We start from the raw sequence: 25,396 nt of genomic DNA on the forward strand, positions 1-25,396 counted from the left end.
GTCAGGCCTGTCGACGCGTGCTGAGGCGGGGGCGGCGGGCGGCCCGGGGCCGGCGGTGTTCGTGGCGGGGGAGGGTGGCCAGGCGGTCGGCCTCGTGGCCGGACACGCGCTGCGGGGCGCCGGAGCCGTCGTCCGTCTCGACGTAGAGAGCGGCGAGGGTGGTGGCAAGGAAGGCGAAGTCGCTCATCAGGGTTTTCCTCTCGGGGTGTTTGGTGCTTCCAGCCTGACCGGCCGTCATGACGGGGGATTTGCCATCGGGTCTCGTCCGGATGCCGAGCAGGGGCGGGCGGGTTAAACCTCGGTGACCGGAGCGGGTCGAGTGTTACCGGGAATGGGCGGCCGGGCGGCGGTGTTGCCGACCGGCATGACCGACAACGCCCCTGAGGTGCTCCGATACGCCGCATTCACCGCCGACCCGGCGGGCGGCAACCCCGCCGGCGTGGTACTCGACGCCACCGGGCTCGACTCCGCCGACCAGCTCGCGATCGCGGCCGAGCTCGGCTACTCCGAGACCGCCTTCCTCACCCCGGGTGCGTCCGAACGCAGCTTCGCGGTGCGCTACTTCAGCCCGCTGGCGGAGGTCCCGTTCTGCGGTCACGCCACCGTGGCCACCGCCGTCGCACTGGCCGAGCGGATCGGCCCCGGTGAGCTGCTGTTCGAGACCGGAGTCGGTCCCGTCCCGATCGCGGTCACGGCCGGAACCGACGCGCTGGAGGCGACGCTGACCAGCGTCGAGCCGCACGTCCTGGAGGTTTCGGCAGCCGACGTTGCCGAGGCGCTCGCGCTGCTCGGCTGGTCCGCCACCGAGCTGGACGCCGCCCTGCCGCCCCGGATCGCGTACGCGGGCGCCCGCCACCTGGTCCTCGCCGCGGCCACCCGCGAGCGGCTGGCCGACCTCGCGTACGACTTCGACGGCCTGGCCCGCTTCATGACGGCCCGTGACCTGACCACCCTTCAACTGGTCTGGCGCGAGTCCAAGGACGTCTTCCACGTCCGCGACCCCTTCCCGGTCGGCGGCGTCATCGAGGACCCGGCCACCGGCGCAGCAGCCGCCGCCTTCGGCGCCTACCTCCGCGACCTCGGTGAGACCACCCCCGACGCCGTCCTGACCCTCCACCAGGGCCACGACCTCGGGCGGCCGGGGCTCCTCCGCGTCGAGCTCCGCGCGGGCGACCCGCGCATCCGGGTCAGCGGAGCGGCGGTCCGTATCCCGGCCGTCAGGTAGGGCCTGCGGGTACCAGTAGCCCCCTGGCTTAGAAAGCGTGTTGGGGGCAACCCCTCACGAGTTCGAAAATCTCGTATCCTCCGCACCCGCCCGCCAGGGCAAACGCGAGGCCCCGACTGCACAGCAGTCGGGGCCTTCGTCGTGCCGTGGTAGCAGTTTTGGTTGCATTCACCCCTGTACAGCGGCATCCGAGTGCCTGTGCACCTTCTTCGGCCCGCGGCAGGCAGCGCTTACGGAGCAGGGCGCCACAGCTTGATCAGATACTCAGCCTTCTTGTGGCCGTAGACCGCGACAAAGGCGCCATGAAGGCGACCGCCTCCGCTGCGGCACCTGCGGCTCCCGACAGCCCCCACGTGCTCGTCCTCGGAGGCGGTGCAGTAGGCGTTGACGGCGACCTCCGACTGGGCTTCGCCGAGTGCGGGGTCCTCGCCGAGGTGCACGGTGGCCTCGGCGACGTAGTACAGCTGACGGGGCAGCGGGAAAGTCATGATGCCGCCGAAGCCGTCGAGGTCGTCCAACTCGACTACTGTGCGGGCGTGTTCTGCTCGCTGAATGGCGGTTCGGGTGGCCTCGCCGCCTTGGCGAGTTTGGACCGGACGCGCTCTTGCAGGCCGGGGACGGGGCGGCTGTGGCGGCCGGTCTCCAGCATTCAGCGCAGGGTCTGGATGTTCACCCCGGCCGCCTCGGCGACCTGCCCGGAGCGCAGGCCCTCCCCGCTCACGGTCGGCCGCCCTTGGTCCCGGGCATGCAGGGCGTCCAGCACCTTGTAGTGCGCCGGGTCGACCTCGATTATCCGATGCGACGATGTTGCGTCAGCTCATGTCGCCGTCACAGCCGCCCGGTGGCCACTCCCATGGTGTCGCCGGCGCCGACGGCGATGGGGGTCACCGCGTCGGTCGCCGTGTCGATCGCGAACACCGTCCCCTGGGCTGTCCCGTGGCCGTAGGAGCCGACCACGTAGGCGCTCTTTCCGTCGGGGGTGACGGCCACCTCGGAAGGAAGGAAGTACCGGCCCGGCCCGTTGGTCGGCAGGGCGTCGCCGATGGGGATGGTCTTGGTGACCGTGCCGGTGGCGGTGTTGATCACCGACACCTTGCCCTGCTTGGCCTTGTTGTCGACGCCGACGACGTAGGCCCGGCTGCCGTTGGGGCTGATCGCTACCCCACCCGTGCCGGCACCCGGGATAGTGTGGACGATCTTCCGCTTCGCGAGGCTGATCACCGAGACGGTCCCGCTGTTCCCGGTCACGTAGAGGCGCTTGCCGTCGGGGGTGACCGCCATGCCGTTGGCCGACTCGTCGAGCTGGATGGCGGCGATGACCTGGTCGTTGGTGGTGTTGATCACGGACAGCCCGCCCTTGTCGCCGGTCACGTAGAGGCGCTTGCCGTTGGGACTGATCACCACCTGGTGGGGCCTGCTGATCTTGATGGTGTCGGAGACCTGGTTGGTGGCGGTGTCGATCACCGACACCTTGTCCCCGTGGAAGGGGTTCTGGACGGCCACGTAGGCGTGCTTGCCGTTGGGGGCGATCGCTTCCCCGTAGAGGATGTCGGGGGAGAGTTCGCTCTTGTCGTAGGGGATGTTCGTGACGGTCTTCTTGGCGATGTTGACCGCCGACACGTACTTGAAGGCGTTGGTCACGTAGAGACTGGCGCCGTCGGGGGTGACCGCCACATGGTCGGGGCCGCCGCCGACGGCGGTGGTCCCGAGCCCTTGGACGGTGTTGGTCGTCGTGTCGATCACGTACACGTGGCCGTCGAGGCTGGTGACGTAGGCGTAGACCTGCCGGTGCGGCTTCGGCGGGGCGGCTGTGGCAGGCGCGGGTGCCAGGAGTGCCAGCCCTGACGCGATGGCCACCGCGGTGATGGTTCGCCGTACAGCGGATCGCTGAAAGTGCACGTGGACCTCCGGATCGAGGTGATGGTCTCTCTTGCCATCCGGTGTACCGCCGCGACTGACTGGCCGTCAGCGGATCTGTACGTCAATCACCTGGAAGAGTGCCGGCCTGGCTCTGTCTGTGAGAACGGGTTCTGGCTCAACTTCCGTGAGCTGCACACGCTGCGTGACGGGTGACTGTGCCTCAGGCCGTCCCGGAAATCGATTGGCCAGCCGCTGCCGAGCTGCGATGATGCCTCCGTTTCCCAGACGGAGGACATTTGTTCGTTTTCGTGTGCGGGAGGTGCGGCGCTGAGCTGACCATTCCGCTGTCCCAAGTCACCCTGCCGGTCCACGCCCATCAGAAGTACGGGAACGGGATTCAGCTCCCAGTGCTCATGGAGTCGGGCACCTTCGCCGTGGACTCGGAGCCCTGGGGACCGCCGTGGCGGACGTGGGAAGAGATCCATCCGAACGAGGCGGCCGCCCGAGGTGTCTACGCGCAGGTCTACGCCCTGTCCGACGGCGCGCCGGGCGCGATCGTCATCGCGCCCGGCGACGCCCGCCGAACCGTGCTGATCCCGGAGAATCGCGGGGGCGGCTACTGTTGCGGCCTTGACGGGGCCGACGGCCCCAACGTGGCCTGCGTGGAGTGTGCCCTGCCCGTGGCGAGCCGGATCGACGACTGCTCGCTCTGGCAGGCGATGTGGCTCGCCCCGAACGCCGTGCGCCGTCTCCCCGTCGACGGCGTCGACGCCGAACCGCTCTCCTGGACGGACCTGATGACGGAGGGGAAGGGCACACCCCCCTTCGAACCAATCGCCGCATGGGGGTCGCGGACGGGTGCGGGTCATTGGTCGAACTACTGGTGGTCGTGGAGCCCGCAGTGGGAGGCGGCAGCAGGCCGGGCGCTCGCTCACCTGCTGGTGGCCTCGGAGGCCCGGCCGGTAGTCGTCCCGGACGGCTTGGTCGGGGAGGTGTTCCAACGCGCGCTCGACACCCTGCTGCCCGCCGGTCCGCTGGCGCGGCGCGCCGTCCTGGCCGGACCGGGACAGCCTTCTCCCCACAGGAGTACCGACATCCTCCTTGTGCCGACCCATCCACAGACGGGGCAGGTCTGGGGCCCGGCCGACCCGGCGGCGTATCTGGTGCCACTGCCGTTCGGGGTGTGGCTGTGGATGGTCTCCCCTGAGCCGAACCCGCCCGTTCCCACGTCGGGCAGCCTGCCCGACGGCGTCCTCCGCGACGACTTCGACACGCCGGCGCTGCTCCCTGGCCGACTGTTCTGGGCTGACCGGGGAGTGTTCCAACACACCCTGGTCCGGCTGCCTGCCGTCCGCAAGCCGTGGCTGCGCGAGCTCCTCGCCGACCTCCCACAGCACAATCGCGCGGGCCTCCTCTAGCCTGCGACCCGGTCACTGGCCGGCCGGGCCGGCTCCTGCCGAGTCGAGTCGTAGGCGAAGGCGCGGTCCAGGTAGGGGCTGACGAGCGGATCGGGAGCCCATTCGCCACTCGTCGTCTCCTCTCCACGGAAGTTGAGCCAGAACCAGAACGGTTCTGGCTCAACTTCCGTGGTCTGCGCACGGTGTGTGACGATGTGGCCGTGCGGTTGGCGTAGGCAAGTTGCCTGAAATTCGCCCGTGACCGGGTAGTGATGGCTGACAGTGCGGGACTGTGGATGATCTGGTGCCCCGGTTGGAGGGGTTGCTGTTCCCGTCGGTCTCGGGTGTCGCGGTGCTGTCGGTCGACGTGGACCTCAAGTCGGTGAACGTGAGGGTGAAGTCCTCGGCAACTGGTGACAGTTGCCCGGGGTGTGAGAACTGGTCGACCCGTGTTCACAGCTCCTACCTGCGGTTTCCTGTCGACGGGCCGGTTGGGGGAAGACGGGTCCGGTTGAGCCTGCGTGTGTGGCGCTTCGTATGCGTCAACTCGTCGTGCGGGCGGCGGACGTTCGTCGAGCAGATCGAAGGGCTGACGCGGCGTCACGGTCGGTGGACCGAGCGGCTGCGGTCGACGCTCGCCGCGGTCGGTCTGGCGATGGCCGGGCGGGCCGGTGCCCGACTGGCAGAGGTGTTCGGGGTGTCGGTGAGTCGCAGCACGGTGTTGCGGCTGGTCGAGGGACTTCCCGACCCGGAGTCGCCGGTCCCTCGGGTGGTGGGCGTCGATGAGTACGCGACGCGCAAGGGCCGTGCTTACGGGACGGTGCTGGTCGACGTCGAGACCCGTCGGCCGGTGGACATGCTGCCCGATCGGGAGGCGTCGAGCCTGGCGGCCTGGCTGGCCGAGCGCCCGGAGGCCGAGGTCGTCTGCCGCGACCGCGCTCCGTTCTTCGCGGAAGGTGCAACCGCCGGAGCGCCCCAGGCTGTGCAGGTCGCGGATCGCTGGCACCTTGGCACAACCTCAGCGAGGCAGCCGAGCGGGCCGTCGCTCGCCACCGGGAATGTCTTCGTGCGGCAACTCTGCTATCTGGCAGGGAGGTTGAAACCAGACACCCTCCGGCGGAGGGGCCCGTGGACCCCTGGCCGACGGGCCACCGGTTCGCCGACCGCACCCGAGCCCGGCACGCCACCGTGCACGCGCTGCTGGCCGCGGGCCACAGCCGACGAGCTGTCCAACGGCAACTCGGCATGACTTACCGAACGGTCAAGCTAATGGCCGACACCGCGAATCCGGAGGAACTCTTCCGGGGCCAGTGGCAGAACCGACCGTCCGTTCTCGACGAGTACAGGCCCTACCTGGATGACCGTGGCACGAGGGCTGCACCAACGCCTGGAAACTCTGGGAAGAGATCGTCCCGCTCGGTTACAAGGGCAGCTACCAGCGCGTCGGCGCCTACCTGCGGCAGAAGCGGACCTCCCCACGGCCTGTGACCGCGCAGCCGCCGTCGCCCCGCACCGTCGCCGGCTGGATCCTCCGACGGCCCACGGCGCTGTCCGAAGCCGAAGAGCTCCAGCTCAAGAACGTCCTGGCTCACTGCCCCGAGCTCGGCGCCCTGACTCGACACGTCCGCTCCTTCGCGGTAATGCTGACGGAACGCCAGGGCGAACGGCTCCCGGAATGGCTCGACGCGGTCCGCCAGGACGACCTGCCCAGCCTCCACAGCCTTGCCACCGGCATCGACCGCGATCGTGATGCCGTCACGGCTGGCCTCACCCTGCCCTGGAACTCCGGCGTCGTCGAAGGCCATGTCAACCGGATCAAGATGCTCAAGCGCCAGATGTTCGGCCGAGCCGGCTTCGCTCTCCTCCGCAAGCACGTCCTGCTCTACTCATAGGACATCGCCTTCTGATGGCTTCCAAACACTTCGCGGGGCAGACCGGGCTCAGGCTGCCATGAAGCGGCCCAGTTCGCGCGACTTGGCCTGGAGGGCGGTCGCCCAAGCTTCCTCACGCGGAGCCGCTGGCACCTGAACATCCTTGCGGCTGTCGTTCTCAGCGAAGCCCGCTGGCTGCCAGTTCACCTCGATGCTTGCCCTCTCTGCCAGGACCAGCACCGTAGCGACGAAGCCCTCGGACAGGGCAACCATGACGGCGTGACTTGTTCTCCGGTGCCATACGAGCAGGGCGTCGACGAACTCTTTGAACACGATGGGGTCGATCTGGCACTCGTCAGCCTGCATGGGGCCGATGCCGGATGGCAGACCCAGTTCGGCTTGGTAGACGCTTACCTGGGTCATGAACAGCCGGGACGCCCCGTTCGACGGGTTCCACAGGGTCTCGTCACCTATGTCGTAGTACTGGCTCAATGCAGTCCCTCCATGCCGGTCTCGCTACGTCCCAGAGTGGATCGCACCCGCGCCCGGACTGCCGTCGCGATGGCCTTTGCCGCAGCCTTGATCGCGTCGCTGGAGACGCCGATGGCCACAGCGACTGCAATCGATGCAACAACACTCTCCGCGCTGTACTCGCTCCGGTAGCCGCGGGCGTTCTTCGGAAGCGCGAAATCGATGTCGACCCCGTCCCGCCGCAGGGTCTTGATCAGCCCCGCAATGTCCTCGCGGTAGGCGGCCGCACCATCGACGGTCTCGTCGGGTAGCAGGTACAGGCGCCCCGCGAGCACGGGCACCTGAAGTTGCTCGGCCACCAGTCGCTCCCCGGCCGACCACTCCCGCGCCTGCCCCGGCGACGTTTCCTGAAGGGCCATTTTGGACGCGCTCCCCTCGGTCAGCCCGGCGGAATGGGCGCCGCCGGCCGTTCATGCCTGCCTCACCAACCTACCGGCTCGGGCAGACGCAGCGCTGTTCCTCGAAGGGAGGTTGGCTCAGCGCTGGTTTGCGAGAGTCACGTGGTGAGCAGGATCGCTCCGGTCCCGTGCCGCACGTTCTCGTGAGAGGTGCCTTTTGAAGCCGTCACGCGGCGAGTCACGTTCCAACAAGCCCACTCCCCGGCCAGGTGAAGACACACTTCGCCGTGTCCTTGCGAAGGCGCCCGCTGAACAGCGAGAGCTCACCGATGGCCGCGATACTGAGGCCGTTCTCATCGGCATGGTGCGCGAGTGGGACGAGATCCGGGGCGGCAACGTCCAGTGCGAGATCACCGGCAGTCGGTGGGCTCATGTGTCCGACGACTCATGGGTAATTGGTGACTTCCGCCCGTTTGGCGTGGGTGCGGATATGTGTGCGGTCAGCAACCATGCCATGGCGCGCACCTTCGCCTCCGGCTACCAGAAACCGATCTTTGGTAGCGCACCCCCGGTCGCCTATTGGAGCGCGATCACCACCCTGGAGGACGTCATACCCGTCATGCTCGCGGTCCTGGACCGCGAGCTGACCGGCGCCGTCGCATGCCTCGACTGGTATCTCCAGACCCCGTGCTCACCCAGGCTCTGCCCGCACCACCCGGACGCCGACGGAGCTCCATTCTGCGGCTCGGCCAGCTGCGCGGACGCGGCACCGGACAGCCCGTGCGACTGTCTCTGCGGGGGTGAGAACCACGGCATCGGCAGAGGCGCGCTCCGTTCCCCACGACCCGAGGCGCCCGACTGGTCCACCGTTCCGGCGCTTCTGTGGCAACCAGGCTTCGGCACGGTGGAGGTGGATCCCATGCACCGCCGGATCGCTGGACGTAGTCCGTTCAGTCGGCACGGTACTCGCGTACGGGCGCCCTCATCGGCGTGGACCGGCACCGTGGAAGGTGCCTTAGCGGACCACAGCTGAGCAGCCGCTTGGTCTCACTTCTGGTCTCATTCGCCCCCGTCCGGCCAGGTTCAATCGCTGCTCAGCCAGCCGCTTCACCACAGGTCAGAACGCATACGGATGCCGCCGGACAGCTCCGCGCAGAATTGGAAAGCGTGTTGGGGGCAACCCCTCACGAGTTCGAATCTCGTATCCTCCGCACCCGCCCGCCAGGGCAAACGAAGGCCCCGACCGGGAGACCGGCCGGGGCCTTCGTCGTTGATGCGTCTCAGTTTCCGTCGCGACCGAACGTCTCCACGACTGCGTCCGTGTGTTTCGGCTGGGCAAGAAGCCGGCCCGCGACCGAAGCCCGGCGCTCAGGGGCCGACGTGGAGCCGACAACGGCCGGCTTCCGGAGCAGGAGCAGCGCCGCGTCGTCGTGGAGCCGACCGCCGACGTGTGCCAGCAGTTCGTCGTGGAGTGCGGTGAGGGTACGGGACGGCTCGTTCGACACGTGCCGCGCCACCCGCTCCATGAGCGGGTAGAACTCACGACTGTGGTTGCGGGCCTCGGTGACCCCGTCGGTGTAGAGGAGCAGCTGGTCACCGTCGGCGAAGGGCAGCACCTGGAGACTCGGGGTCTCGCCGGTGAGGGCCCGCAGCCCGAGCGGTGGAGCCGGATGCGTCGGCTCGACAGCCGTGACCTCAAAATCGCGAACCACCAGCGGCGGGGCGTGTCCGCAGTTGACCACCTCCATGCGCCCGGCCCCGGGGTACCCGACGACCACGGCGGTGACGAAGTCGTCGGGACCCAGGTTGCGCGCCAGGCTCCGCTCTATCCTGCCGACGGCGTCGAGGAGGTCCGGTTCGTCGTAGGCGGCCTCGCGGAAGACACCGAGCACCAGAGCGGCGGTGCCCACCGCGGGTAGCCCCTTGCCGCGCACGTCGCCGACGATCAGCCTGACCCCGTACGGAGTGGGGATCAGGGCGTAGAGGTCGCCGCCGATCCGGGCCTCCGCCGCGGCGGCGCTGTAGCGGACGGCCACCTGGAACTCGCCGACAGTGGCGGGCACGGGCTTGAGGAGGGCGTGCTGGGCAGCCTCGGCGACTGAGCGGACGGCCGCCAGTACCCGTTCGCGACGGCCGCGCAGCGCGCTGGCCTGGCTGCTCGCTAGGGTAACGGCGAGCAGCGCGGACAGCACGATTGCCTGCTCACGGACCGAAGCACCGCCACGGGCGCCGAGCACGGCACCCAGCGCCACGGCGAGGAAGCCGATCCGAAGCACTCCCCACGGGCTGGTGGTGGCGGCGGCCAGCGCAGGCCCGACGGCGAGCAGCGGCAACCAGGTCATCCCGGCTCCGCTGATGAGGGCGAGGAGTGCAACGGCAGAGACGATCAGTGAGGGCGCCCAGGCGGCGAGGTGGGCGGCGATGCGTGACTGCTCCGGCGGCGCTGTTCTCGGGGCCGGGCCCGCCGACCCCAGGCAAAGCCGCTTCCTGAGCTGCGACGTCGGCCGATGATCGCGCTGATGCTCTTGGGCATGGCTCATGTCCTCTTCCGCAGCTCTCTCCTGCTCATGGCGCGTGCGCCTGTCCGTTTCATCCAGAGAACAGGTAGCCGTGCGGGAGCCGCAAGGACGATATTTTCAGATAGTGAGCGAAAGGCCCCTGGTCACACGGCTCGCTGTCGGGACCAGCCGCGCTCGGACCTGTTCGATGCGGGAGAGCCGGTCTGCCCGGAGTGAGACACCGAGCGAGCCGAGTTTGTGCCCGCTGTACACGGGCACCGCGACGCAGATCGTGCCCAGGGCGTACTCCTCCAGGTCCATGATGGCCGGGGCGGTGGGGGTTGAGTCGAGTTGCCGAAGCAGTTCGGAACGGTGGGTGATGGTGCGGGGCGTGAGGTCGGCGAGGGAATGCCGGGAGAGGTAGTCGTTGCGGGAGTCGTCGTCGAGCTCGCGCAGCACGCACTTGCCCAGCGCCGTGGCGTGCCCGGCGTCCTCGAATCCCACCCAGAGGTCGACCCGTGGTGACCGTGGGCCGTCGACAATCTCGGCGACCCGGATCTCGCCCTCCTCGTAGAAGGTCAGATAGGCGGCGGCCGATAGTTCGTCCCGCAGAGCGGCGAGCATGGGACGGATACGGGTGAGCAGCCCCTGGCCGCGGCTTCCGGCGTGCAGCGTGTGCAGCCTGTCTCCGATGACGTACGCCCCGTCCTCCAGCTTCCGCAGGTACCCGTCGTGGACCAGCGTCCGCAGCAGGTGATAGGTGGTGGCCAGTGGCAGTCCTGCCTCACGTGCCAGCTGCTTCGCCGGAGCACCGCTCTCGTGTGCCCCTACGGCTTCCATCAAGCGGAAGGCTCGCTGCACTGAAGTGATGAGCGTAGGGCTGCCATGAGGACCCATGTCACAAGCTTGCGCTCGGCGGCACCGCGCCAGCAAGCTCAGCCTGGACCGGCCCCGGCCGACCCGTTTCACACCGTCTCGTCGAGGTCCTTGGCCTCCCGGCTCAGCTGGTCGGCGAGGTCGATGCCCCGCACCTCGTATACGCGTTCGAGGACCGACTCGGCCTGGCTGGTCGCCGCCACGGCGGAACTGCAGGGCCTGACCCTCCTGCACCGCGACCGGGACTTTGAGTGCATCGCTGCCTTCACCGGACAAGCTCTCCAGTGGTACGGACCCGCAGCCGGAAAGTAGACCCAGGACTGGTTGCAGTTTTGGTTGCATTCATCCCCGTCCCGCACCGTTCACAGCCCCGCCCGATAGCCGTTCCGGCGCAGGTCAGGACAGCGCTGATCTATCGCGAACAGCCGGACGAAAATTTGGAAGGCGTGTTGGGGGCAACCCCTCACGAGTTCGAATCTCGTATCCTCCGCCTCTGCCCGCCAGGGCAGCTCGAAGGCCCCGACCGCTCAGCGGTCGGGGCCTTCGGCGTTCACAGTCTCATCTGTAGTCTCAACGGCCCTTTTCGGAGCCCTCCGGATCGCCACCCTCGGCGTCCTTTGGCCACCTGCCAGATACCGGGCTGCCATTGCGGTGGACGACCAGCCCATGAGCTGTATGACCACTCGCTCAGGGCGCCGAGGACCCCGAGCTCGCCAAGCATTTCGGCGTGGCACGCGGCACGATCGATAAGGCCCCGTGGCGGTTGCGGTGCCGGCGGACCCGCCGCGAGCACTAGCGCACCGAGCGACCGCGGGACGCCGCCCGGCTCATCTCCTCCCAGCGGGTGCGCAGCAGGAGCGCGGCCCAACTGCGGTAGGGCGCCCAGCGGTCGCTGATCCCGGCGAGCCGGCGCGCGTCGGAGGCGGCGGGATCGCCGAGTCCGTAGGCATCGGCCATCGAGGCGTGGAGCCGACGTTCATGGCGGGGGAAGGTGTCGGGGTGTCCGGCACCGCGGATGAGGATGAGCTCCGCGGAGAAGGGGCCGATGCCGGGCAGGGTCCGCAGATGAGCGAGGGCGTCCTCCACCGGCATCGCGCGCAGCCCGGCGGCGTCGAGATCACCGGCGAGAGCCGCGTCGGCAAGGAGACGCAGCCGTTCGACCTTCGTCTCGGGCAGGCCCGGAAAACCGCTGAGTCCGCGAAGGACCAGAGGGGTGGGGAAGGCGTGCAGCGACTCTCCCGCGACGGTGACGCGCTGTCCATGGTGCTCGGAGATGCGGGCCTTGATCGCGGCGGCCTGGACCATCCGGATGCGGTGGCCGATGACCGCCCAGGCCGCAGCCTCGTACGGCGAGTAGAAGCACACCGGCCGCAACCCCGGGTACGCCGCGATGAGTTCGGCCAGGACCGGATCGTCCTCGGCGAGCCGTGGGAACCCGCTGCCATCGACGTCGAGCGAGAGGATGCGGGCCATTTGCGCCCGCACCGCGCTCCCACCATTCGATTCCGCAGCTGCCGGGCCCATCCTCTCCTCGCCCGGATTCCCGGTGTGCACGGTGACATCCGCCAGCACGGTGCCCTCCGGGTCGTTCGCCTGCCACACGCTCGCGCTCACCGTCGAGCGGCCGTCGTCGGAGGGAAAGGCCAGGCGCAGCACTCTGCCGTCCGAGGTGTACCCGGCGGGTGTGAAGCCCTCCAGGAAGTGCATGCTCGCCGCGAGGGAGAAGGGCCCGCGCGGGGTGATGGCGACGGCGGTCATGGTCAGCCCTCGTGTGTGGTGATGGCGTAGCCCTCCGGTCCGACGAAGGTGAACATCCTGCCGAACGGACCATCCTCGGGGGCCTTGACGATGGGGATCCCGGCGGAGTGGAGCCGGTCGTGCAGGGCTTGCGCGTCAGTGGTCCGGAACCACAGGGCGACCCCGAGGCCGGGTCGCTCGACGGCGTCGAGATCCACTCCCGGCAGCGGCTCGCGGACGGCGAACGGAACCGGCTCGGTGGCGAACACCACGGCGCCGGGCGGCGAAGCGGGCGTCCGGCGCAGCCCGAGGTGCTCCTCGTAGAAGGCGGCGGCGGCTTCGACATTGCGCACCTGCAGAGCGATGAAGTCCGGCCCGCTGACGGTGACAGTCATGAGTACTCCTTGAACACGGTGTATGTCAGGACTTTGACATGCCCCGAAAATAGACGGCACCTTCCATGCATGTCAAACTCCTGACATGCATGATGGGACACCCTCCAGCCAGGCCCCGGCCGCCGACGTGACCGAGCGCCTGGGATATCGCCTCAAGCGCGCCGCCGCCGCACTGCGAGGCGCGATGGACAGAGCGCTGCGTGAGTACGACCTGACGGTGCCGCAGTACGCCTGCCTCGAACTCCTGGACCAGCGCCCTGGCCTGTCCAATGCCGAGCTGGCCCGCGGCACCTTCGTTACGCGGCAGTCCATGAATGTCGTCCTGCGCGGACTGCAAGACGCCGGCCTCATCACCCGGCCGGCCACCACCGACCGCGGCCGTGCTCTGCCCGCCCACCTCACCGAGAAGGGCCACCGCCGCCTCGCGGCGGCACGCTCCACTGTCTACGCCATCGACCAACGCATGACCGACGCAGTCCCGGAGCAACGTCTCGCCCAGCTCCTCGCCGACGTCGACCGTATGGCGGCGGCACTCGACGGGTGAGCGCGGCCACGCGTCGAGCTGTCACCAGTCAGAACGCGACCGTTGGCAGCTACGGATGCTCCTGAACGGTCGGGCGAACAGTTGGTGGGCGTACGGATCTCGTCAGCTGGGGCCGGGTGCGTCACTCGCGTGACCACTCCGTCTCGGCCTGGGGTTCGCCGACAGTATCGGCTCCTTCCCAGAGGCGGATCCTGACCGCCCGGGGGCCGGGAGCGGGCAGGGAGAGCTTGCGCACGAACACGTCCCGCAGGTGGTTGGCCGCACTCCACGGGATTCTGTTCCCGCTTGCACTGCGGCTCGGCCGCCCGGTCACCGTTGAGATGTTGCCGCCGCCTCCGTTGCCAGTCCGAGGCCCGGGTCGATACAGCGGGTGCGTGCGATAAGCGGAAGCTGGGGTTAGCAGTAAAGTTACTTATCGTAATTACTTGTTACACTCGGTACTGCCCACGGGAGTTGACCGCGATACCGAGGAGACCAGCGCGATGGCCAGCGAGAGCACGGACGTGGACCGTACCGACCCGGTGTACCGGGCCTGGCTCAAGGAGGCGGTTCGGAAGGTCCAGGCCGACTCGAACCGGTCGGCCGACACGCATCTGCTGCGCTTCCCGCTGCCGGAGGAGTGGGGGATCGACCTCTATCTCAAGGACGAGTCGACCCACCCGACCGGGAGTCTGAAGCACCGGCTGGCCCGGTCGCTGTTCCTGTACGCGCTGTGCAACGGGTGGATCAGGCCTGGGAAGCCGGTGATCGAGGCGTCCAGTGGGTCGACGGCGGTGTCGGAGGCGTACTTCGCCAAGCTGATCGGGGTGCCGTTCGTCGCGGTGATGGCGAAGACGACCAGTCAGGCCAAGATCGACCTGATCGAGTTCCACGGCGGCGAGTGTCACCTTGTCGACAGTGCCTGTGAGGTCTACGAGGTCTCGGCGCAGCTGGCCGAGCAGACCGGCGGGCACTACATGGACCAGTTCACCTACGCGGAGCGGGCCACCGACTGGCGGGGGAACAACAACATCGCGGAGTCGATCTTCGCTCAGCTGAGCCTGGAGCCGCACCCGGAGCCGGCCTGGATCGTCGCCACCGCCGGGACGGGTGGCACCTCGGCCACCATCGCGCGGTACGTGCACTACCAGCAGCACGACACCCGGATCTGCGTCGCCGACCCGGAGAACTCCTGCTTCTTCGAGGGCTGGGTCGACCACAACCCGGACGCCACCTGTGACCGGGGGTCCCGGATCGAGGGGATCGGGCGGCCGCGGATGGAGCCGAGCTTCGTGCCCGGGGCGATCGACCGGATGATGAAGGTGCCGGACGCCGCGTCGATCGCCGCGATGCGGGTGCTGGAGCGGGTGCTCGGGAAGACGGCCGGGGCGTCGACCGGGACGGGGCTGTGGAGCGCGCTGCGGATCGTCGCCGAGATGCGGGCGGCCGGGCAGCGCGGCAGCGTGGTGACGCTGATCTGCGACCCGGGCGACCGCTACCTGGACAAGTACTACAACGACGACTGGCTGGCCGGCCAGGGCATCGACATCGCCCCGTACGTGGACGAGTTGGAGCGCTTCCTCAAGGGCGAGGCCGGCCTGAGCTGAATAACCGCTGGCGCCCGGAGCTGGGCGGATGATATTCAGTGCGCCATGGATGATCTTCTGACTGAACGCCTGACCCTGCACCCGTTCACCCCCGAGGAGGCAGGACGGGTGGTGGCCGGTGAACCCGGGCCCACCGACCTCTGGGCGCCCGGCTACCCGACCGAGGGGGAGAAGACGGGTGCCCGGATGTTCCTGAAGGGCTGTCAGGACGGCAACGACCCGCACCCGTTCGGCAACTTCGAGATCCGCCGCCGCGAGGACGGCGTCGCGATCGGCGGCATCGGTTTCCACGGCGGCCCGGACGAGAACGGCGGGGTCGAGGTCGGCTACGGCCTGGCCGAGGCCACCCGTGGCCAGGGGTACGCGACCGAGGCGGTGCTCGCGGTGCTGGCGCACGCCAGGTCGGCGGGCGCGCTGGTGTTCCGCGCGGAGACCACGACCGACAACCCGGCCTCCCAGGGTGTGCTGCGCAAGGCGGGCCTGGCGCTGGTTCGCACCGACGGCGACTCGCTGCACTACGAACTTCCGCTGGTGGACAGCGAGTAGCAGGCTCAGTCCGCGATCAGCAGCTCGCGCAGCTGCGCACGGGCCTCGTCGGCGGCCTGTGCAGGGAGGCCCGGGTCGGTGACCCAGCTGTCCACGGCGGCGAGCGGGGCGATGGAGGAGAGCGCGACCACGCCCCACTTGGTGTGGTCGGCGACCACCACGGTGCGGCGGGCGGAGTCGATCAGGGCGCGGTTGGTCTCGGCCTCGGCCAGGTTGGGGGTGCTCAGGCCGGCCTCGGCGGAGAGGCCGTGGGCGCCGAGGAAGAGCAGGTCGAAGCGGAGCGAGCGGATCGCCCGGTCGGCGACCGGGCCGACCAAGGCGTCGGAGGGGGTGCGGACGCCGCCGGTGAGGATCACGGTGGTGGCCGCGCCGGCGCCCTGGCGACGGGCCCGTTCGAAGACCTCGGAGACCGGCACCGAGTTGGTCACCACGGTCAACCGGTCGATCTCCAGCAGCTGCTGGGCCAGCGCGTAGGTGGTGGTGCCGCCGGAGAGGGCGATCGCGCTGCCGGGGGTGACCAGGGCGGCGGCGGCCTTGGCGATCTGCTCCTTGGCGGAGGGCTCGAGCGAGGACTTGGCCTCGAAGCCGGGCTCGTGGGCGAGCGGTGCACCGGGTGCGACTGCGCCGCCGTGCACCTTCTCGACCGCTCCGGTCCTGGCCAGCGCGTCCAGGTCCCGACGGATCGTCATGTCGGACACGTTGAGGCGCTGGGTGAGCTCGTTGACCCGGACCCCGCCACGTCGCCGGACCTCGTCGAGGATCAGCGCCCGGCGCTGCTCGGCGAGCAGGTTGCTGGTGTCGGACATCTGATCGGCCTTTCGGTGGGTTCCCTCCGCCATCCTGTCAGATCGTCGCACCGGTACGGGGCGAGGGGACCGGCAGGTCGGCGGGCACCAGCAGCTGCAGCTCCTCGGTGGACGGGTCGGCCAGCTGGGCCACCCGCATCGCGTGCCGCTCCACCATGGTCTCGAAGACCTGCCGGGCGGTCCGGCCGTTGCCGAAGCCGGGGCCGCGCTCCAGCCCGGCGAAGTGCTCCAGCAGGGCGCCCTCGGTCGGCCCGTCGAGGGCGTACTCGTGCTCGGCGCACTGCGAGCGGGCGATCTCCAGCAGCTCGGCGGCGGAGTAGTCCGGGAAGGTGACGGTGCGGGAGAACCGCGAGGACACCCCGGGGTTGGCGCTCAGGAAGCGCTCCATCTCGACGGTGTACCCGGCGACGATCACCACCACCTCGTCCCGGTGGTCCTCCATCAGCTTGACCAGGGTGTCGATCGCCTCCCGGCCGAAGTCCCTGGCACCGTCCTCGGGCGCCAGCGCGTACGCCTCGTCGATGAACAGCACCCCGCCCCTGGCCTTGTCGAAGGCGGCCTGGGTGCGGATCGCGGTGGAGCCGATGTGCTCGCCGACCAGGTCCACCCGGGCGACCTCGACCAGGTGGCCCTGCTGGAGCACGCCGAGCGAGGCCAGGATCTCGCCGTAGAGCCGGGCCACCGTGGTCTTGCCGGTGCCGGGGGAGCCGGTGAAGACCAGGTGGCGGCGGAGCGAGGGGGCCTTGAGGCCGGCCTGTCGGCGGCGGCGGCCGACCGAGATCAGGTCGATCAGGGTGCGCACCTCCTGCTTCACGGTGGCCAGGCCGATCAGCGACTCCAGCTCGGCCAGCGCCTCGTCGGCCGGCCGGTAGTCCGGGATCGGGGCGATCGCGGTGGCCACCGGGGCGGCGGCGGTGGTGAGTTGGGCGGTCCGGGGGGCGGGCAGCTCCGGCGCGACCGGAGCCACGTCGTCGGAGATGCAGCCCTCGGTGACCGGCCCGGGCTCGGAGAACTCGAAGCCGGCCTGCTCGTTCTGCTCGGCCCGGCAGCGGGTCAGCGCGGTGCGGCAGCCGTCCAGCACGTAGAAGCCGAAGCCCTTGCCGTGCGAGACCCGGCAGTCGGTGAAGCTGCCCCGGCCCTGGGCGAAGACGTAGACGGCGGCCTCGGCCGCGCCGCGCACCGTGCAGTCGGAGAGCTCGGGGTCGGCGCCCTTGGTGACGATCACCCCGGTGCTCACCTCGGAGATCTCACAGCCCGTCAGCCGCCCGCCGCTGCCGTGGTCGCGGAACCAGAGACCGGTGCCGGCCTCCTGGATCCGGCAGTCGGCCAGCGCGACCGTGGCGCCGCCGCTGACCGAGACCGCCGAGCTGCCGATCCGGCTGAACGAGCAGTCCTTGGCGGTCACCCGGGAGCCCTGGTCGAGCACCGAGAGGGCGTCCCGCAGATCGTGCAGCGAGCAGTCGGTGAGGGTGAGTTCGGCTCCGGCGCAGACCCAGACGGCGGGGAAGTCGCTGGTGCTGGAGTGGATCTCGCTGGCCACCGCCTCGGCCCGGGTGCCGGGCTCCCAGACCGAGAGCGCGCCCCGGCCGAAATCCTGCAGGATGGTCTGCTCCAGCCTGAGCCGGGAGCCCCGGCGCAGGTCGGCGGCGTTCTCCGGCAGGTCGTGCACCCGGCAGCCGGTCAGGGTCAGCTCGGCGCCGGTGTCCAGGGTGAGGCCGTTGCCGGTGACCCGGTGGATCTCGCAGTCGGTCAGCCGCCCGGTCGCCTGCGACTCGGCCTGGACGCCGCTGCCGCGGATCTCGTAGATCTCACACCCGGTCAGCTCGGCGGTGCTGCCCTGCTCGGCGAGCAGCACCCCGGCGCCGCCCGCGTGGTGCACCCGGCATTTGGTCAGCCGGGCGCTCGCGCCGTCCAGCACGGCCAGCCCGGCCTGGGCGGAGGAGGCCAGCTCGGTGTCCTCGGCCAGCAGGGCGGCGCCGGAGCGCAGCCGTACGCCGAGGCCGGTCGGGTTGAGCACGGTGCAGCCGCGGAGCACCGCCTCGGCGCGGTCGGTGAGTTCGATGCCGACGGCGGCCGCGGTCTCCACCCGGCAGCCGGTGAGCTCGGCGGTGGCCTCGGGGCCGGTGATCAGGACGGCAGGGGCGCTGGTCTCGCCGCCCTCGATCACCAGGCCGTGCACCTGGGCGGCGGCGGTGACGGTCAGCGGGATGCCGCCGGAGGGGCTGATCCGGACGCTGCCGGGGCCGTCGGCGGGGCGCAGCACGACGGCCTTGTCCAGCAGTACGTTCTCCCGGAAGGTGCCCGCCCGCAGGGTCAGGGTGTCGCCGGGCTCGGCGGCGGCGACCGCCTCGGCCAGGGTCTCGTAATCGCCCGCGCGGCGCCGCCAGCGCGAGGCGCTGTCCTGCGTGACCCGGACCCTGTGCTCACCCATGACGACCTGCCATCCCCACCTCAGTCAACGACCTGCACGGAAGCTGCTCGGTAGCCACACGGGATACAACGAGCGAGCAGGTTTTCGGTTCCGACGCGCCCGTTCCGAAAGGTCACTCCAGGACGGTCAGTTCGTCGCCGAGGTGCAGGGTGCCGATCAGGCCGGTGTGGCCCTCGGGCCGTTCGGGGATCAGGTTCTGACCGAAGACCAGCTTCTGGCCGATCCTGTGGTGGCGGCCGAGGGCGCGCAGCGGTTCGGGGCCGCGGCGGACGCCGGTCTCCTGGTCGGTGGTGGTGACCAGGCAGCGGCCGCAGGGCTTGGCCACTCGGAAGGTCAGCTCGCCGATGCTGACTCGGCGCCAGCCGTCCTCGGCCCAGGCGGCGGTGCCGTCGACCACCAGGTTGGGGCGGAACCGCTCCATCGGCAGGGCGGCCGCCTTGAGCTCGTCGTCCGGGTGGTCCTCGGCGATCCGGGCGTTCAGCTCCTCGAGCGAGCCGGTGGTGGTGAGCAGCAGCGGGTAGCCGTCGGCCATCGTGACGGTGTCGCCGGGGCCCGCGTGCCCGGGGTCGACCGGCCGGCTCAGCGGGTTGTCCAGGTGCACCAGCCGGACGCCGGGGAAGTAGCCGGCGAACCAGTCGTTGACGTCGGGGGCGGCCAGCGCGGTGGTGAAGAAGGTGCCGAACACCTCGGCCTTGACCTCGGGGTCGCCGTTCGCGGTGGCCGGTGCGGCCACCTCCAGCCGGTCGCCGTCGGGCGCGGTGACGGTCAGTGAGCCGTCCGGGGAGGGCAGCACCCGGAACTGGCCGAGGGCGGGCTCGTCCCGCTGGGTGACCGCCCGGCCGCTCTCGTCCACCAGCATCCAGCGCCGGTCGCCCAGCAGACCCCAGGGTTCGACCTGGGCGCTCTCCGGGCTCAGCCGGTAGGTCGACTTGATGGGGTAGATGTGCAGTCCCGTGAGCTGTGGCATGGGCCCCATCCTGCCAGTTGTCGCGGCGGCTCCGTCGCGGGGCCTGTCTGATCATTCCCGTCGGGTCCGGCCCGCCCGGCACGCACGCTCGCCGCACGGCCGCAACGCCCAAGTAGCTCCGCTACGAGGGCGCCCCGGCCGCACGCCGAGCGCACGCACCGAACGACCCGGCCTGATCCGACGCGAATGATCAGACAGGCCCCAGGGCCACCGGCTCGGCGGCGCCGGGCCGCCGGGGTACGCGCGAGGGCCGCCCGGACCGTGGTGCTGAGTGGTCCGGGCGGCCCTGTGCCCTGCTCCTTCCGGCTCCCCCCTGGGGCCGGGCAGGTGGTGCGGTGGCTGGGGTCAGTAGGCGTTCCCCTGGTGGCCGGGCTGCGGGTACTGGCCCTGCTCGGCGTACTGCGGGCGCTGCTGCTGGACCGGGCGGACCGGGGCCACCGGGGCGGCCGGGCGGAGCTGGTTACCGCCGAAGCTCTGGTCCTGGTAGCCCTGCGCGGCCTGGCCGTTGAAGCCCTGCGGCGCGCCCTGGTAGCCGCCCTGGGTGGCGAAGTTGGGCGCCGTCGCGTAGCCCTGCGCACCGAAGGCCTGGCCGGCCTGCTGGTACTGCTGGAAGCCGGGGCCGGGCGCGGCGGGGCGCTGCGGCGGCAGGTACGGCTGCTGCTGGCCGCCGTAGCCGGGGACCGGCGGCTGCGGGGCGGCGGCGTACTGCTGGGTGGGGATGTACTGGGTGGCCGGGGCGACGCTGCTCGGTCCCGGGCCCAGGGCGAGCCGGGCCGGCGGTAGCGCGGGCAGGTTGCTCAGGGGGCTGTCGAAGCCCGGATTCCCGTACCCGGAACCGTAGTTGGTGCCGTAGCCGTATCCGGTGGAGGCCGGCGGGAGGGCGGCGGGCACATTGATGGGGGCGATCTGCGGGACACCGCGCTCTGCGACGAGGCTGTCGTAGATGGGCGTGCCGGAGCTGAAGGACGGAGAGGGGTAGCCGACTCCGTCGTAGGAGCGGGGCGAGGTCATGGGGCATACCGTAAGCCCACAATGTGCCTGCTGAGGAGAGTGGGAGGCGTAGGAGTTCCAGTGTTTACGTACTCTTCGCTAGAACAACTCACTCGAAAGTATGACGATCGGACATTTCGCCGTCGTTTTCCGGCCACTCAGGGGTTGCGGCGGCGGGTGACGGGCGGTCGAACAGTCGGCGAACGGGCCGTGTCCGCGCGCACCCGTGAACCCGGCGACGAGCAGAGGGCGCGTGTCGGAACCGCGTGAGCCCCCGAGGCCGGCCGGCGGACATGCCGCGGCCCGGCAGTACGGGACTGCCGGGCCGGGCGGGGCACCGCGGTACCTAGCGGGAGGCGAGCGCCTGGGCCGGGAAGCCGGGGCGGCCGGCCAGCTCCGAGGTGCAGTGCGAGCAGCGCACGGCGGCGGCCGGAATCGAGCTGAGGCAGTCCGGGCAGTCGGTCTTGGCCACCGGGACGTCCTTGACCGGCTCGAACCGGGCCTGCAGCCGGCCGACCGGGAGCACCACGGCGAAGTAGATCACCGCGCTGATCAGGACGAAGCTGATCAGGGCGTTCAGGAACGCGCCGTACGGGAAGCTGGTGCCGCCGATGTCGAAGGCGCGCTTGCTGTAGTCACCGACGGCGCCGGTGGCGACACCGAGCAGCGGGGTGAGGAAGGCCGTGACGAAGCCGGTGACGACGGCGGTGAAGGCCGCGCCGATCACGATACCGACCGCGAGGTCCACGACGTTTCCGCGCAGCAGGAAGCTGCGGAATCCCTTGAACACCGGGAACTCCAAACCATGAGTAGGCCGGGAGACCGGCCGGGGGAGGGTGGGGCCAGCAGGCCCAGCGGGTCATTCTGCCCACTCAACCCCCTTGTGGTCCAAGTGAGTTCACCCTATCCGCCTAATCGCCGCACCCCCGTGCGAGACCCGAATGGGCTTGCCGTCCGGCCCGGGACGGCACCGGACGGCAAGCCGCGGTCTCAGAGCCCTGCGGCGCGCAGGCGCTCCGCATACGGCTGGATCCGGGCCACCGCCTCGGCGGTCCTGCGGACGGTCGCGGCGTCCATCTGGGTCCACAGCGGCACGGTCAGCACCGAGGCGGCCAGCCGGTCGGTGACCGGCAGCGCCTCGGCCTGGCCGAGGTGGGCGTACGCCTGCTGGCGCTGCACCGGCGGGTGGAAGTAGCGCCGGGTGTCGATGCCCTCGGCCTTCAGCGCCCGGCCCAGCTCGTCCGCGGTGAGGCCGAAGGCCTCGGCGTCCAGGATCAGCGTGAGGTCCTTGAAGGTCGAGACGTCGCCCTCCTCCGGCAGCGCCAGCCGCAGTCCCGGCAGTCCGGCCGTGGCGCGGGCGAACTCGGCCACCAGCGCGCCCCGGTGGGCCACCCGCTCGGGCAGCTCGGCCAGCCAGCTCAGGCCGACCGCCGCGTGCAGCTCGCTCATCCGGGCGTTCAGGCCGGGGAAGAGCGTGTTGTAGTCACCGGGGTTGCCGTAGTCCCGGCCGTGCCGCAGGGTCTGCGCGAGCGCCGCGTCCCGGGTGGCGACCAGGCCGCCCTCACCCGCCACCGCCACCTTGGTCGGGCTCATGCTGAACACCTCGGCCAGGCCGAAGTTGCCCACCGGCACGCCCTTGCGGCTGGAACCGAAACCGTGCGCGGAGTCGTACACCAGCGGCAGCCCGGCCGCGTCGGCGATCCGCTGCAACTCCTCGGTCTGGCAGGGAGTGCCATAGACGTGCGTGGCCATCAGGGCGGCCGGCCGGTCGGCGGCCTTCAGCCTGGCCTCGGCGTCGGCCGGGTCCAGCGTGATGTCCACCTCCCTTGCCTCGGCGAACAGCGGGGTGCCGCCCGCCCAGTGCGCGGCGTGCGCGGTGGCCGAGAAGGTGAAGCCCGGCATCAGCACCGGCCGGCCCTCGCCCACCCCGGCGGCCTGCAGCACCAGCATCAGCCCGGCGGTGCAGTTGGAGACCGCCACCACGTGCGGTACGTCCAGCAGTTCGGCGGCCCGCTGCTCCAGCTCGGCCACCGTCCGGCCGTTGGTCAGCATGCCGCTGTCCAGCACGGCGCCGAGCCGCTCCAGCAGACCGGCGCGGTCCGGCACCTGCACCCGGGTCAGCGGCAGTCCTTCGGGGAAGGCGGGTGAGCCGCCGAGAAAGGCGGGTGAGGCGGTGTCAGCGAACGAAGCGTCAGTGGAAGTCATGGTCGGGTCGATCCCCCCTGGGTCGAGGTGGTGGCTGGGACTGGCCGCCGGGACCGCCCACGCGGGCCGGGCGGAGCACGGTGGTCGGCGGACGGGAACCCCACTGCCCGGGCTGCACCCGCCAGACCGGTGGCCGGGAGCGCCGACGGCCGGTCGGCCGGTCGTTCTCTCCCTCCGGGCGGGGCACCGCCAGCAGGACGAGGACCAGCGGCAGCACCTGGACCCGCTCGCGGGACAGGATGCCGAGGTTGTTGATGGTCGAGAAGGCCCAGCAGAACAGCAGCGTGTACACCAGCGCGAAGGCGATGTACGAGCGGCGCAGGAACAGCCGGGGCAGCTGACGCATCCTGGGCCAGCCCCGGATGAACATCACCAGCAGGGCGAAGCACTCCACCGACTGGAACAGGCTCTGGATGTTGGACGCCTCGAACGGGAACGGCCGGAACAGCACGCTGACCACGGCCATCGGCAGCCCGGCCGGGTTGAGGCTGAAGGCGGGCGCGGCGTCCTCGGCGGCCGGCTGGTTGATCACCGAATTGCCCTGCGAGGTACGGCGGGAGGTCTCCGAGAGCACGTGGTTGACCGAGTCGCCACCGCCGCCGGTGGTGCCGAAGAAGGTGTTGACCTGTTGCAGCATCAGCATCACCATCGCGCCCAGCACCACCACGGTCACCACCATCCGCAGCGGCCCCAGCGCACTGACCTGCTTGGGCCGCTTGCGCAGCACGTACGCCACGGTGAGCCCGGCCCCGACCAGCACGGTGACGTGCGGGCGGACCATCGCGGTGCCCAGCGAGCCGAGCGCGATGAACAGGAAGGCGCCGAACCTGCGGTCCAGCAGCCGGGCCACGCCGTAGGTGGTCAGGCCCAGACAGAACATCATCCAGGCGTCCTTGCCGATGCTGGACGGCCAGAACAGCAGCGAGGGCAGGAAGAAGACCAGCTTGGCGTAGCGTCGGGTGTCCGCCTCAGGGAAGGCGATCTGCAGCGCCCGCCAGAACAGCAGCAGCCCCCAGAAGCCGAGCCAGGAGAACACCAGGAAGCCGCCGACCAGCGACGGTCCGGTGATCGCGTAGACCACCCCGGTGACGATGATGACGAAGCCGGTGCCCGCGACCTTCATGCCGAGGTCGTAGTGGATCCCCGAGGAGAAGTCCGCCTGGTCCAGGAAGAGCGCCAGCTCGCCGCCCTTCTGGTGGTACATCTTGGCGTCCGCCGCGCCACCGTAGAGCACGAAGGCCATCAGGTAGCGGGGGAAGGCGCAGAGCAGCTTGAGCGCCATCGCCAGCATCAGCAGCTTGAAGATGTCCCGCTCGGGGTTGGCGGCGGCCACCCGGGCCAGGATCGGGGTGCCGATCGCCATCAGCGCGGGCAGCACCAGCAGGGCGCCCCAAGTGTCGTAGCTGGTGTGCACCATGGCCAGCACGAACACGGTGACGTAGCCGAGCACCAGCGCCCCGGCCACCACGGTCGGCCAGGGGACCGCCCGCAGCAGCGGGTGCCGGCCCATCAGAAGACCTCCAGGTCACCGAGGGTGAACCGGAACTCCGGGCGGCCGGGCGGCGGTCGGCCCGCCGGGGTCCTGGCCGCCAGCCGCATGCCGGTGCGAGGTGCGCGCAGGTAGCCGACCCGGAGCGCCGCCCGGGCGGCCTCAGTGCCCGGTGCCAGGTGGGTGGCCACGTGGTCGCCGCCGGCTTGGGCCGCCGTCCGGAGCAGCCGGGTGGCGGCCTCGCCGTCGCCGGGCCGGACGATCAGGTCGGCGAGGGTGAACTCGACCAGCGGCCCGCGCCGCCGGGGCCGCCCGAACGCCACCCCGGCCAGCTCGCCGCCCCGGTGACAGGTGATCACCCGGTAGTCCAGGCCGGGCGCGTCGCCGTACCGCCAGCGCAGGAACTCCTCGGTCCGCAGCACCGCGAGCCGGGCGTCCGGGGCGTCGGCCGTGGCCCGCTCGCGGAGCAGCTCGGTGACCGGCTCGGTGCCGAACCACTCGGCGGCGGTGGGCAGTTCGCACGCCACCGGGCCGACCGCGGCCCGGCGCCTGGTGAGCGCCGCGCGGGCGCCTCGGGCGAACGAGAGCGGCCGGGCCACCCGCAGCGTGACCGGGACCTGGCCGAGGTCGTGCCAGCCCATCCGCAGATAGCCGGGCAGGCTGTTGCCGTTCGGCGTGTTGAAGACCAACTCCGCCTCGGGGGTCACCTGTTCGAGCAGTTGGGTGGTGAGGCGGCGGAAGATACCGCGGCCCTGGAAGTCCGGGTGGGTGGCGGTGTCCACCGGGCGGACGGCCCGGACCGGCCGGCCGGCGCCCTGCCACTCCCAGCGCAGGAACAGCCGGACGCCGACGATCCGGCCCGCCGGGGTGACCGCCACCAGGCCGGGGCTGGCGCCGAACGGGTTGCGGCGGTGCTTCCACTCGAAGAAGTCGGCGCTGCGGGTGCCGGTCGGGCCGCCCGCCAGTGAGGCGGTCAGCAGGTCCAGTACCGCGGGGGTGTCGGCCGGGCCGAGCGGACGGCAGGTCAGCTCGGCGGCGTCGTCCCGGACTTGGTCGGGGCTCGCGCTCACGGTGGTGGTCTTCCTCTCGGAGGGGCAGGGCGGG

General features: G+C 70.6%; 24 protein-coding genes and 1 pseudogene. 8 read left to right on the top strand and 17 right to left on the bottom strand.

Going from position 1 to position 25,396, the window contains the following annotated elements:
- Nucleotide 1: 1 nt before the first annotated feature.
- Nucleotides 2–187 carry a hypothetical protein gene (locus ASC99_RS17970; RefSeq protein ID WP_057233180.1) on the bottom strand — a complete coding sequence of 62 codons (186 nt, stop codon included), beginning with the start codon at nt 185–187 and terminating at the stop codon, nt 2–4.
- Between the two features lie 177 nt (nt 188–364).
- Here ASC99_RS17970 and ASC99_RS17975 point away from each other — a divergent pair, with 177 nt between their 5' ends.
- A complete protein-coding gene (locus ASC99_RS17975; RefSeq protein WP_057233402.1) occupies nt 365–1,225 on the top strand; it encodes a PhzF family phenazine biosynthesis protein in 861 nt (286 codons plus the stop codon).
- A 230-nt stretch (nt 1,226–1,455) separates the two neighbouring features.
- On the opposite strand, the gene ASC99_RS17980 is transcribed toward ASC99_RS17975, so the two are convergent.
- Together ASC99_RS17980 and ASC99_RS17985 are read right to left on the bottom strand one after the other, a co-directional pair.
- On the bottom strand, nt 1,456–1,743 hold the full coding sequence (locus tag ASC99_RS17980) for a hypothetical protein (RefSeq protein ID WP_057233182.1): 288 nt from the start codon (nt 1,741–1,743) through the stop codon (nt 1,456–1,458).
- Between the two features lie 310 nt (nt 1,744–2,053).
- On the bottom strand, nt 2,054–3,082 hold the full coding sequence (locus ASC99_RS17985) for a YncE family protein (protein WP_162257892.1): 1,029 nt from the start codon (nt 3,080–3,082) through the stop codon (nt 2,054–2,056).
- Nucleotides 3,083–3,381: 299 nt separating this feature from the next.
- Between ASC99_RS17985 and ASC99_RS17995 the strand changes: the two genes are divergently transcribed.
- From ASC99_RS17995 to ASC99_RS40640, 3 genes are all read left to right on the top strand, one after another.
- Nucleotides 3,382–4,503 (top strand): hypothetical protein, encoded by a 1,122-nt coding sequence (locus tag ASC99_RS17995; RefSeq protein ID WP_057233189.1) that lies wholly within the window; start codon nt 3,382–3,384, stop codon nt 4,501–4,503.
- Nucleotides 4,504–4,774: 271 nt separating this feature from the next.
- Entirely contained in the window at nt 4,775–5,731 is a 957-nt protein-coding gene (locus tag ASC99_RS40635; protein ID WP_235502587.1) for an ISL3 family transposase, read from the top strand.
- 235 nt (nt 5,732–5,966) lie between these two features.
- Nucleotides 5,967–6,374: a transposase gene (locus ASC99_RS40640; protein ID WP_235502588.1), complete on the top strand. Its 408-nt coding sequence runs from the start codon at nt 5,967–5,969 to the stop codon at nt 6,372–6,374.
- A gap of 48 nt (nt 6,375–6,422) precedes the next feature.
- Here ASC99_RS40640 and ASC99_RS18010 read toward each other — a convergent pair whose 3' ends face one another.
- The 4 genes from ASC99_RS18010 to ASC99_RS18030 all read right to left on the bottom strand — a co-directional run bounded on the left by ASC99_RS18010 (nt 6,423) and on the right by ASC99_RS18030 (nt 10,617).
- On the bottom strand, nt 6,423–6,845 hold the full coding sequence (locus ASC99_RS18010; protein ID WP_057233191.1) for a DUF6086 family protein: 423 nt from the start codon (nt 6,843–6,845) through the stop codon (nt 6,423–6,425).
- Complete coding sequence (locus tag ASC99_RS18015; protein WP_057233193.1) at nt 6,842–7,243, bottom strand: hypothetical protein; 402 nt, start codon at nt 7,241–7,243, stop codon at nt 6,842–6,844. Before ASC99_RS18015 ends, ASC99_RS18010 begins: the two co-directional genes overlap by 4 nt.
- Before the next feature lie 1,259 nt (nt 7,244–8,502).
- Nucleotides 8,503–9,762 carry a PP2C family protein-serine/threonine phosphatase gene (locus tag ASC99_RS18025; RefSeq protein WP_082598420.1) on the bottom strand — a complete coding sequence of 420 codons (1,260 nt, stop codon included), beginning with the start codon at nt 9,760–9,762 and terminating at the stop codon, nt 8,503–8,505.
- Between the two features lie 96 nt (nt 9,763–9,858).
- Nucleotides 9,859–10,617 carry an IclR family transcriptional regulator gene (locus ASC99_RS18030; RefSeq protein WP_057233197.1) on the bottom strand — a complete coding sequence of 253 codons (759 nt, stop codon included), beginning with the start codon at nt 10,615–10,617 and terminating at the stop codon, nt 9,859–9,861.
- A gap of 168 nt (nt 10,618–10,785) precedes the next feature.
- Between ASC99_RS18030 and ASC99_RS40645 the strand changes: the two are divergent.
- Nucleotides 10,786–10,908 (top strand): annotated as a pseudogene (locus ASC99_RS40645) (VapC toxin family PIN domain ribonuclease); the annotation flags it as partial.
- A 480-nt stretch (nt 10,909–11,388) separates the two neighbouring features.
- Here the strand turns inward: ASC99_RS40645 and ASC99_RS18035 are convergent.
- Together ASC99_RS18035 and ASC99_RS18040 are read right to left on the bottom strand one after the other, a co-directional pair.
- Complete coding sequence (locus ASC99_RS18035) at nt 11,389–12,354, bottom strand: DNA-3-methyladenine glycosylase (RefSeq protein WP_057233199.1); 966 nt, start codon at nt 12,352–12,354, stop codon at nt 11,389–11,391.
- Between the two features lie 2 nt (nt 12,355–12,356).
- A complete protein-coding gene (locus ASC99_RS18040; protein WP_057233201.1) occupies nt 12,357–12,728 on the bottom strand; it encodes a VOC family protein in 372 nt (123 codons plus the stop codon).
- Nucleotides 12,729–12,813: 85 nt separating this feature from the next.
- Between ASC99_RS18040 and ASC99_RS18045 the strand changes: the two genes are divergently transcribed.
- From ASC99_RS18045 to ASC99_RS18055, 3 genes are all read left to right on the top strand, one after another.
- Entirely contained in the window at nt 12,814–13,272 is a 459-nt protein-coding gene (locus tag ASC99_RS18045) for a MarR family winged helix-turn-helix transcriptional regulator (RefSeq protein ID WP_057233203.1), read from the top strand.
- 482 nt (nt 13,273–13,754) lie between these two features.
- Nucleotides 13,755–14,858 carry a PLP-dependent cysteine synthase family protein gene (locus ASC99_RS18050; RefSeq protein WP_057233205.1) on the top strand — a complete coding sequence of 368 codons (1,104 nt, stop codon included), beginning with the start codon at nt 13,755–13,757 and terminating at the stop codon, nt 14,856–14,858.
- 45 nt (nt 14,859–14,903) lie between these two features.
- A complete protein-coding gene (locus ASC99_RS18055; protein WP_057233207.1) occupies nt 14,904–15,404 on the top strand; it encodes a GNAT family N-acetyltransferase in 501 nt (166 codons plus the stop codon).
- 5 nt (nt 15,405–15,409) lie between these two features.
- Here ASC99_RS18055 and ASC99_RS18060 read toward each other — a convergent pair whose 3' ends face one another.
- From ASC99_RS18060 to ASC99_RS18095, 8 genes are all read right to left on the bottom strand, one after another.
- A complete protein-coding gene (locus ASC99_RS18060; protein WP_057233209.1) occupies nt 15,410–16,210 on the bottom strand; it encodes a DeoR/GlpR family DNA-binding transcription regulator in 801 nt (266 codons plus the stop codon).
- 37 nt (nt 16,211–16,247) lie between these two features.
- The gene (locus tag ASC99_RS18065; protein ID WP_057233211.1) at nt 16,248–18,641 is read right to left on the bottom strand and encodes a right-handed parallel beta-helix repeat-containing protein; all 2,394 of its coding nucleotides are present in this window, start codon (nt 18,639–18,641) and stop codon (nt 16,248–16,250) included.
- Nucleotides 18,642–18,753: 112 nt separating this feature from the next.
- On the bottom strand, nt 18,754–19,608 hold the full coding sequence (locus ASC99_RS18070) for an MOSC domain-containing protein (protein ID WP_369824218.1): 855 nt from the start codon (nt 19,606–19,608) through the stop codon (nt 18,754–18,756).
- A gap of 345 nt (nt 19,609–19,953) precedes the next feature.
- Entirely contained in the window at nt 19,954–20,619 is a 666-nt protein-coding gene (locus ASC99_RS18075; protein WP_057233215.1) for a DUF6643 family protein, read from the bottom strand.
- A gap of 325 nt (nt 20,620–20,944) precedes the next feature.
- Entirely contained in the window at nt 20,945–21,388 is a 444-nt protein-coding gene (gene mscL, locus ASC99_RS18080) for a large conductance mechanosensitive channel protein MscL (RefSeq protein ID WP_057233217.1), read from the bottom strand.
- Nucleotides 21,389–21,588: 200 nt separating this feature from the next.
- Nucleotides 21,589–22,803, bottom strand: a complete 1,215-nt coding sequence (locus ASC99_RS18085) for a DegT/DnrJ/EryC1/StrS aminotransferase family protein (RefSeq protein ID WP_057233219.1) — start codon at nt 22,801–22,803, stop codon at nt 21,589–21,591.
- Nucleotides 22,790–24,313 (bottom strand): hypothetical protein, encoded by a 1,524-nt coding sequence (locus ASC99_RS18090; protein ID WP_057233221.1) that lies wholly within the window; start codon nt 24,311–24,313, stop codon nt 22,790–22,792. The genes ASC99_RS18085 and ASC99_RS18090 overlap by 14 nt, the downstream gene beginning before the upstream one ends.
- Entirely contained in the window at nt 24,313–25,362 is a 1,050-nt protein-coding gene (locus ASC99_RS18095) for a GNAT family N-acetyltransferase (protein WP_235502591.1), read from the bottom strand. Before ASC99_RS18095 ends, ASC99_RS18090 begins: the two co-directional genes overlap by 1 nt.
- Nucleotides 25,363–25,396 lie beyond the last annotated feature (34 nt).

Source organism: Kitasatospora sp. Root107 (genome assembly GCF_001424875.1).
Lineage (GTDB): Bacteria > Actinomycetota > Actinomycetes > Streptomycetales > Streptomycetaceae > Kitasatospora.

What these genes read in the sequence shown, in the direction of transcription:
- ASC99_RS18025 (WP_082598420.1), bottom strand. Translation starts at nt 9,762, where the DNA reads ATGAGCCATGCCCAAGAGCATCAGCGCGATCATCGGCCGACGTCGCAG.
- ASC99_RS18060 (WP_057233209.1), bottom strand. Translation starts at nt 16,210, where the DNA reads ATGTCCGACACCAGCAACCTGCTCGCCGAGCAGCGCCGGGCGCTGATC.
- ASC99_RS18090 (WP_057233221.1), bottom strand. Translation starts at nt 24,313, where the DNA reads ATGGGCCGGCACCCGCTGCTGCGGGCGGTCCCCTGGCCGACCGTGGTG.
- ASC99_RS18030 (WP_057233197.1), bottom strand. Translation starts at nt 10,617, where the DNA reads ATGGGTCCTCATGGCAGCCCTACGCTCATCACTTCAGTGCAGCGAGCC.
- ASC99_RS18050 (WP_057233205.1), top strand. Translation starts at nt 13,755, where the DNA reads ATGGCCAGCGAGAGCACGGACGTGGACCGTACCGACCCGGTGTACCGG.
- ASC99_RS18055 (WP_057233207.1), top strand. Translation starts at nt 14,904, where the DNA reads ATGGATGATCTTCTGACTGAACGCCTGACCCTGCACCCGTTCACCCCC.
- ASC99_RS17975 (WP_057233402.1), top strand. Translation starts at nt 365, where the DNA reads ATGACCGACAACGCCCCTGAGGTGCTCCGATACGCCGCATTCACCGCC.
- ASC99_RS18035 (WP_057233199.1), bottom strand. Translation starts at nt 12,354, where the DNA reads ATGACCGCCGTCGCCATCACCCCGCGCGGGCCCTTCTCCCTCGCGGCG.
- ASC99_RS18075 (WP_057233215.1), bottom strand. Translation starts at nt 20,619, where the DNA reads ATGACCTCGCCCCGCTCCTACGACGGAGTCGGCTACCCCTCTCCGTCC.
- ASC99_RS18045 (WP_057233203.1), top strand. Translation starts at nt 12,814, where the DNA reads ATGCATGATGGGACACCCTCCAGCCAGGCCCCGGCCGCCGACGTGACC.
- ASC99_RS18070 (WP_369824218.1), bottom strand. Translation starts at nt 19,608, where the DNA reads ATGCCACAGCTCACGGGACTGCACATCTACCCCATCAAGTCGACCTAC.
- ASC99_RS18085 (WP_057233219.1), bottom strand. Translation starts at nt 22,803, where the DNA reads ATGACTTCCACTGACGCTTCGTTCGCTGACACCGCCTCACCCGCCTTT.
- ASC99_RS17970 (WP_057233180.1), bottom strand. Translation starts at nt 187, where the DNA reads ATGAGCGACTTCGCCTTCCTTGCCACCACCCTCGCCGCTCTCTACGTC.
- ASC99_RS18015 (WP_057233193.1), bottom strand. Translation starts at nt 7,243, where the DNA reads ATGGCCCTTCAGGAAACGTCGCCGGGGCAGGCGCGGGAGTGGTCGGCC.
- ASC99_RS18040 (WP_057233201.1), bottom strand. Translation starts at nt 12,728, where the DNA reads ATGACTGTCACCGTCAGCGGGCCGGACTTCATCGCTCTGCAGGTGCGC.
- ASC99_RS18065 (WP_057233211.1), bottom strand. Translation starts at nt 18,641, where the DNA reads ATGGGTGAGCACAGGGTCCGGGTCACGCAGGACAGCGCCTCGCGCTGG.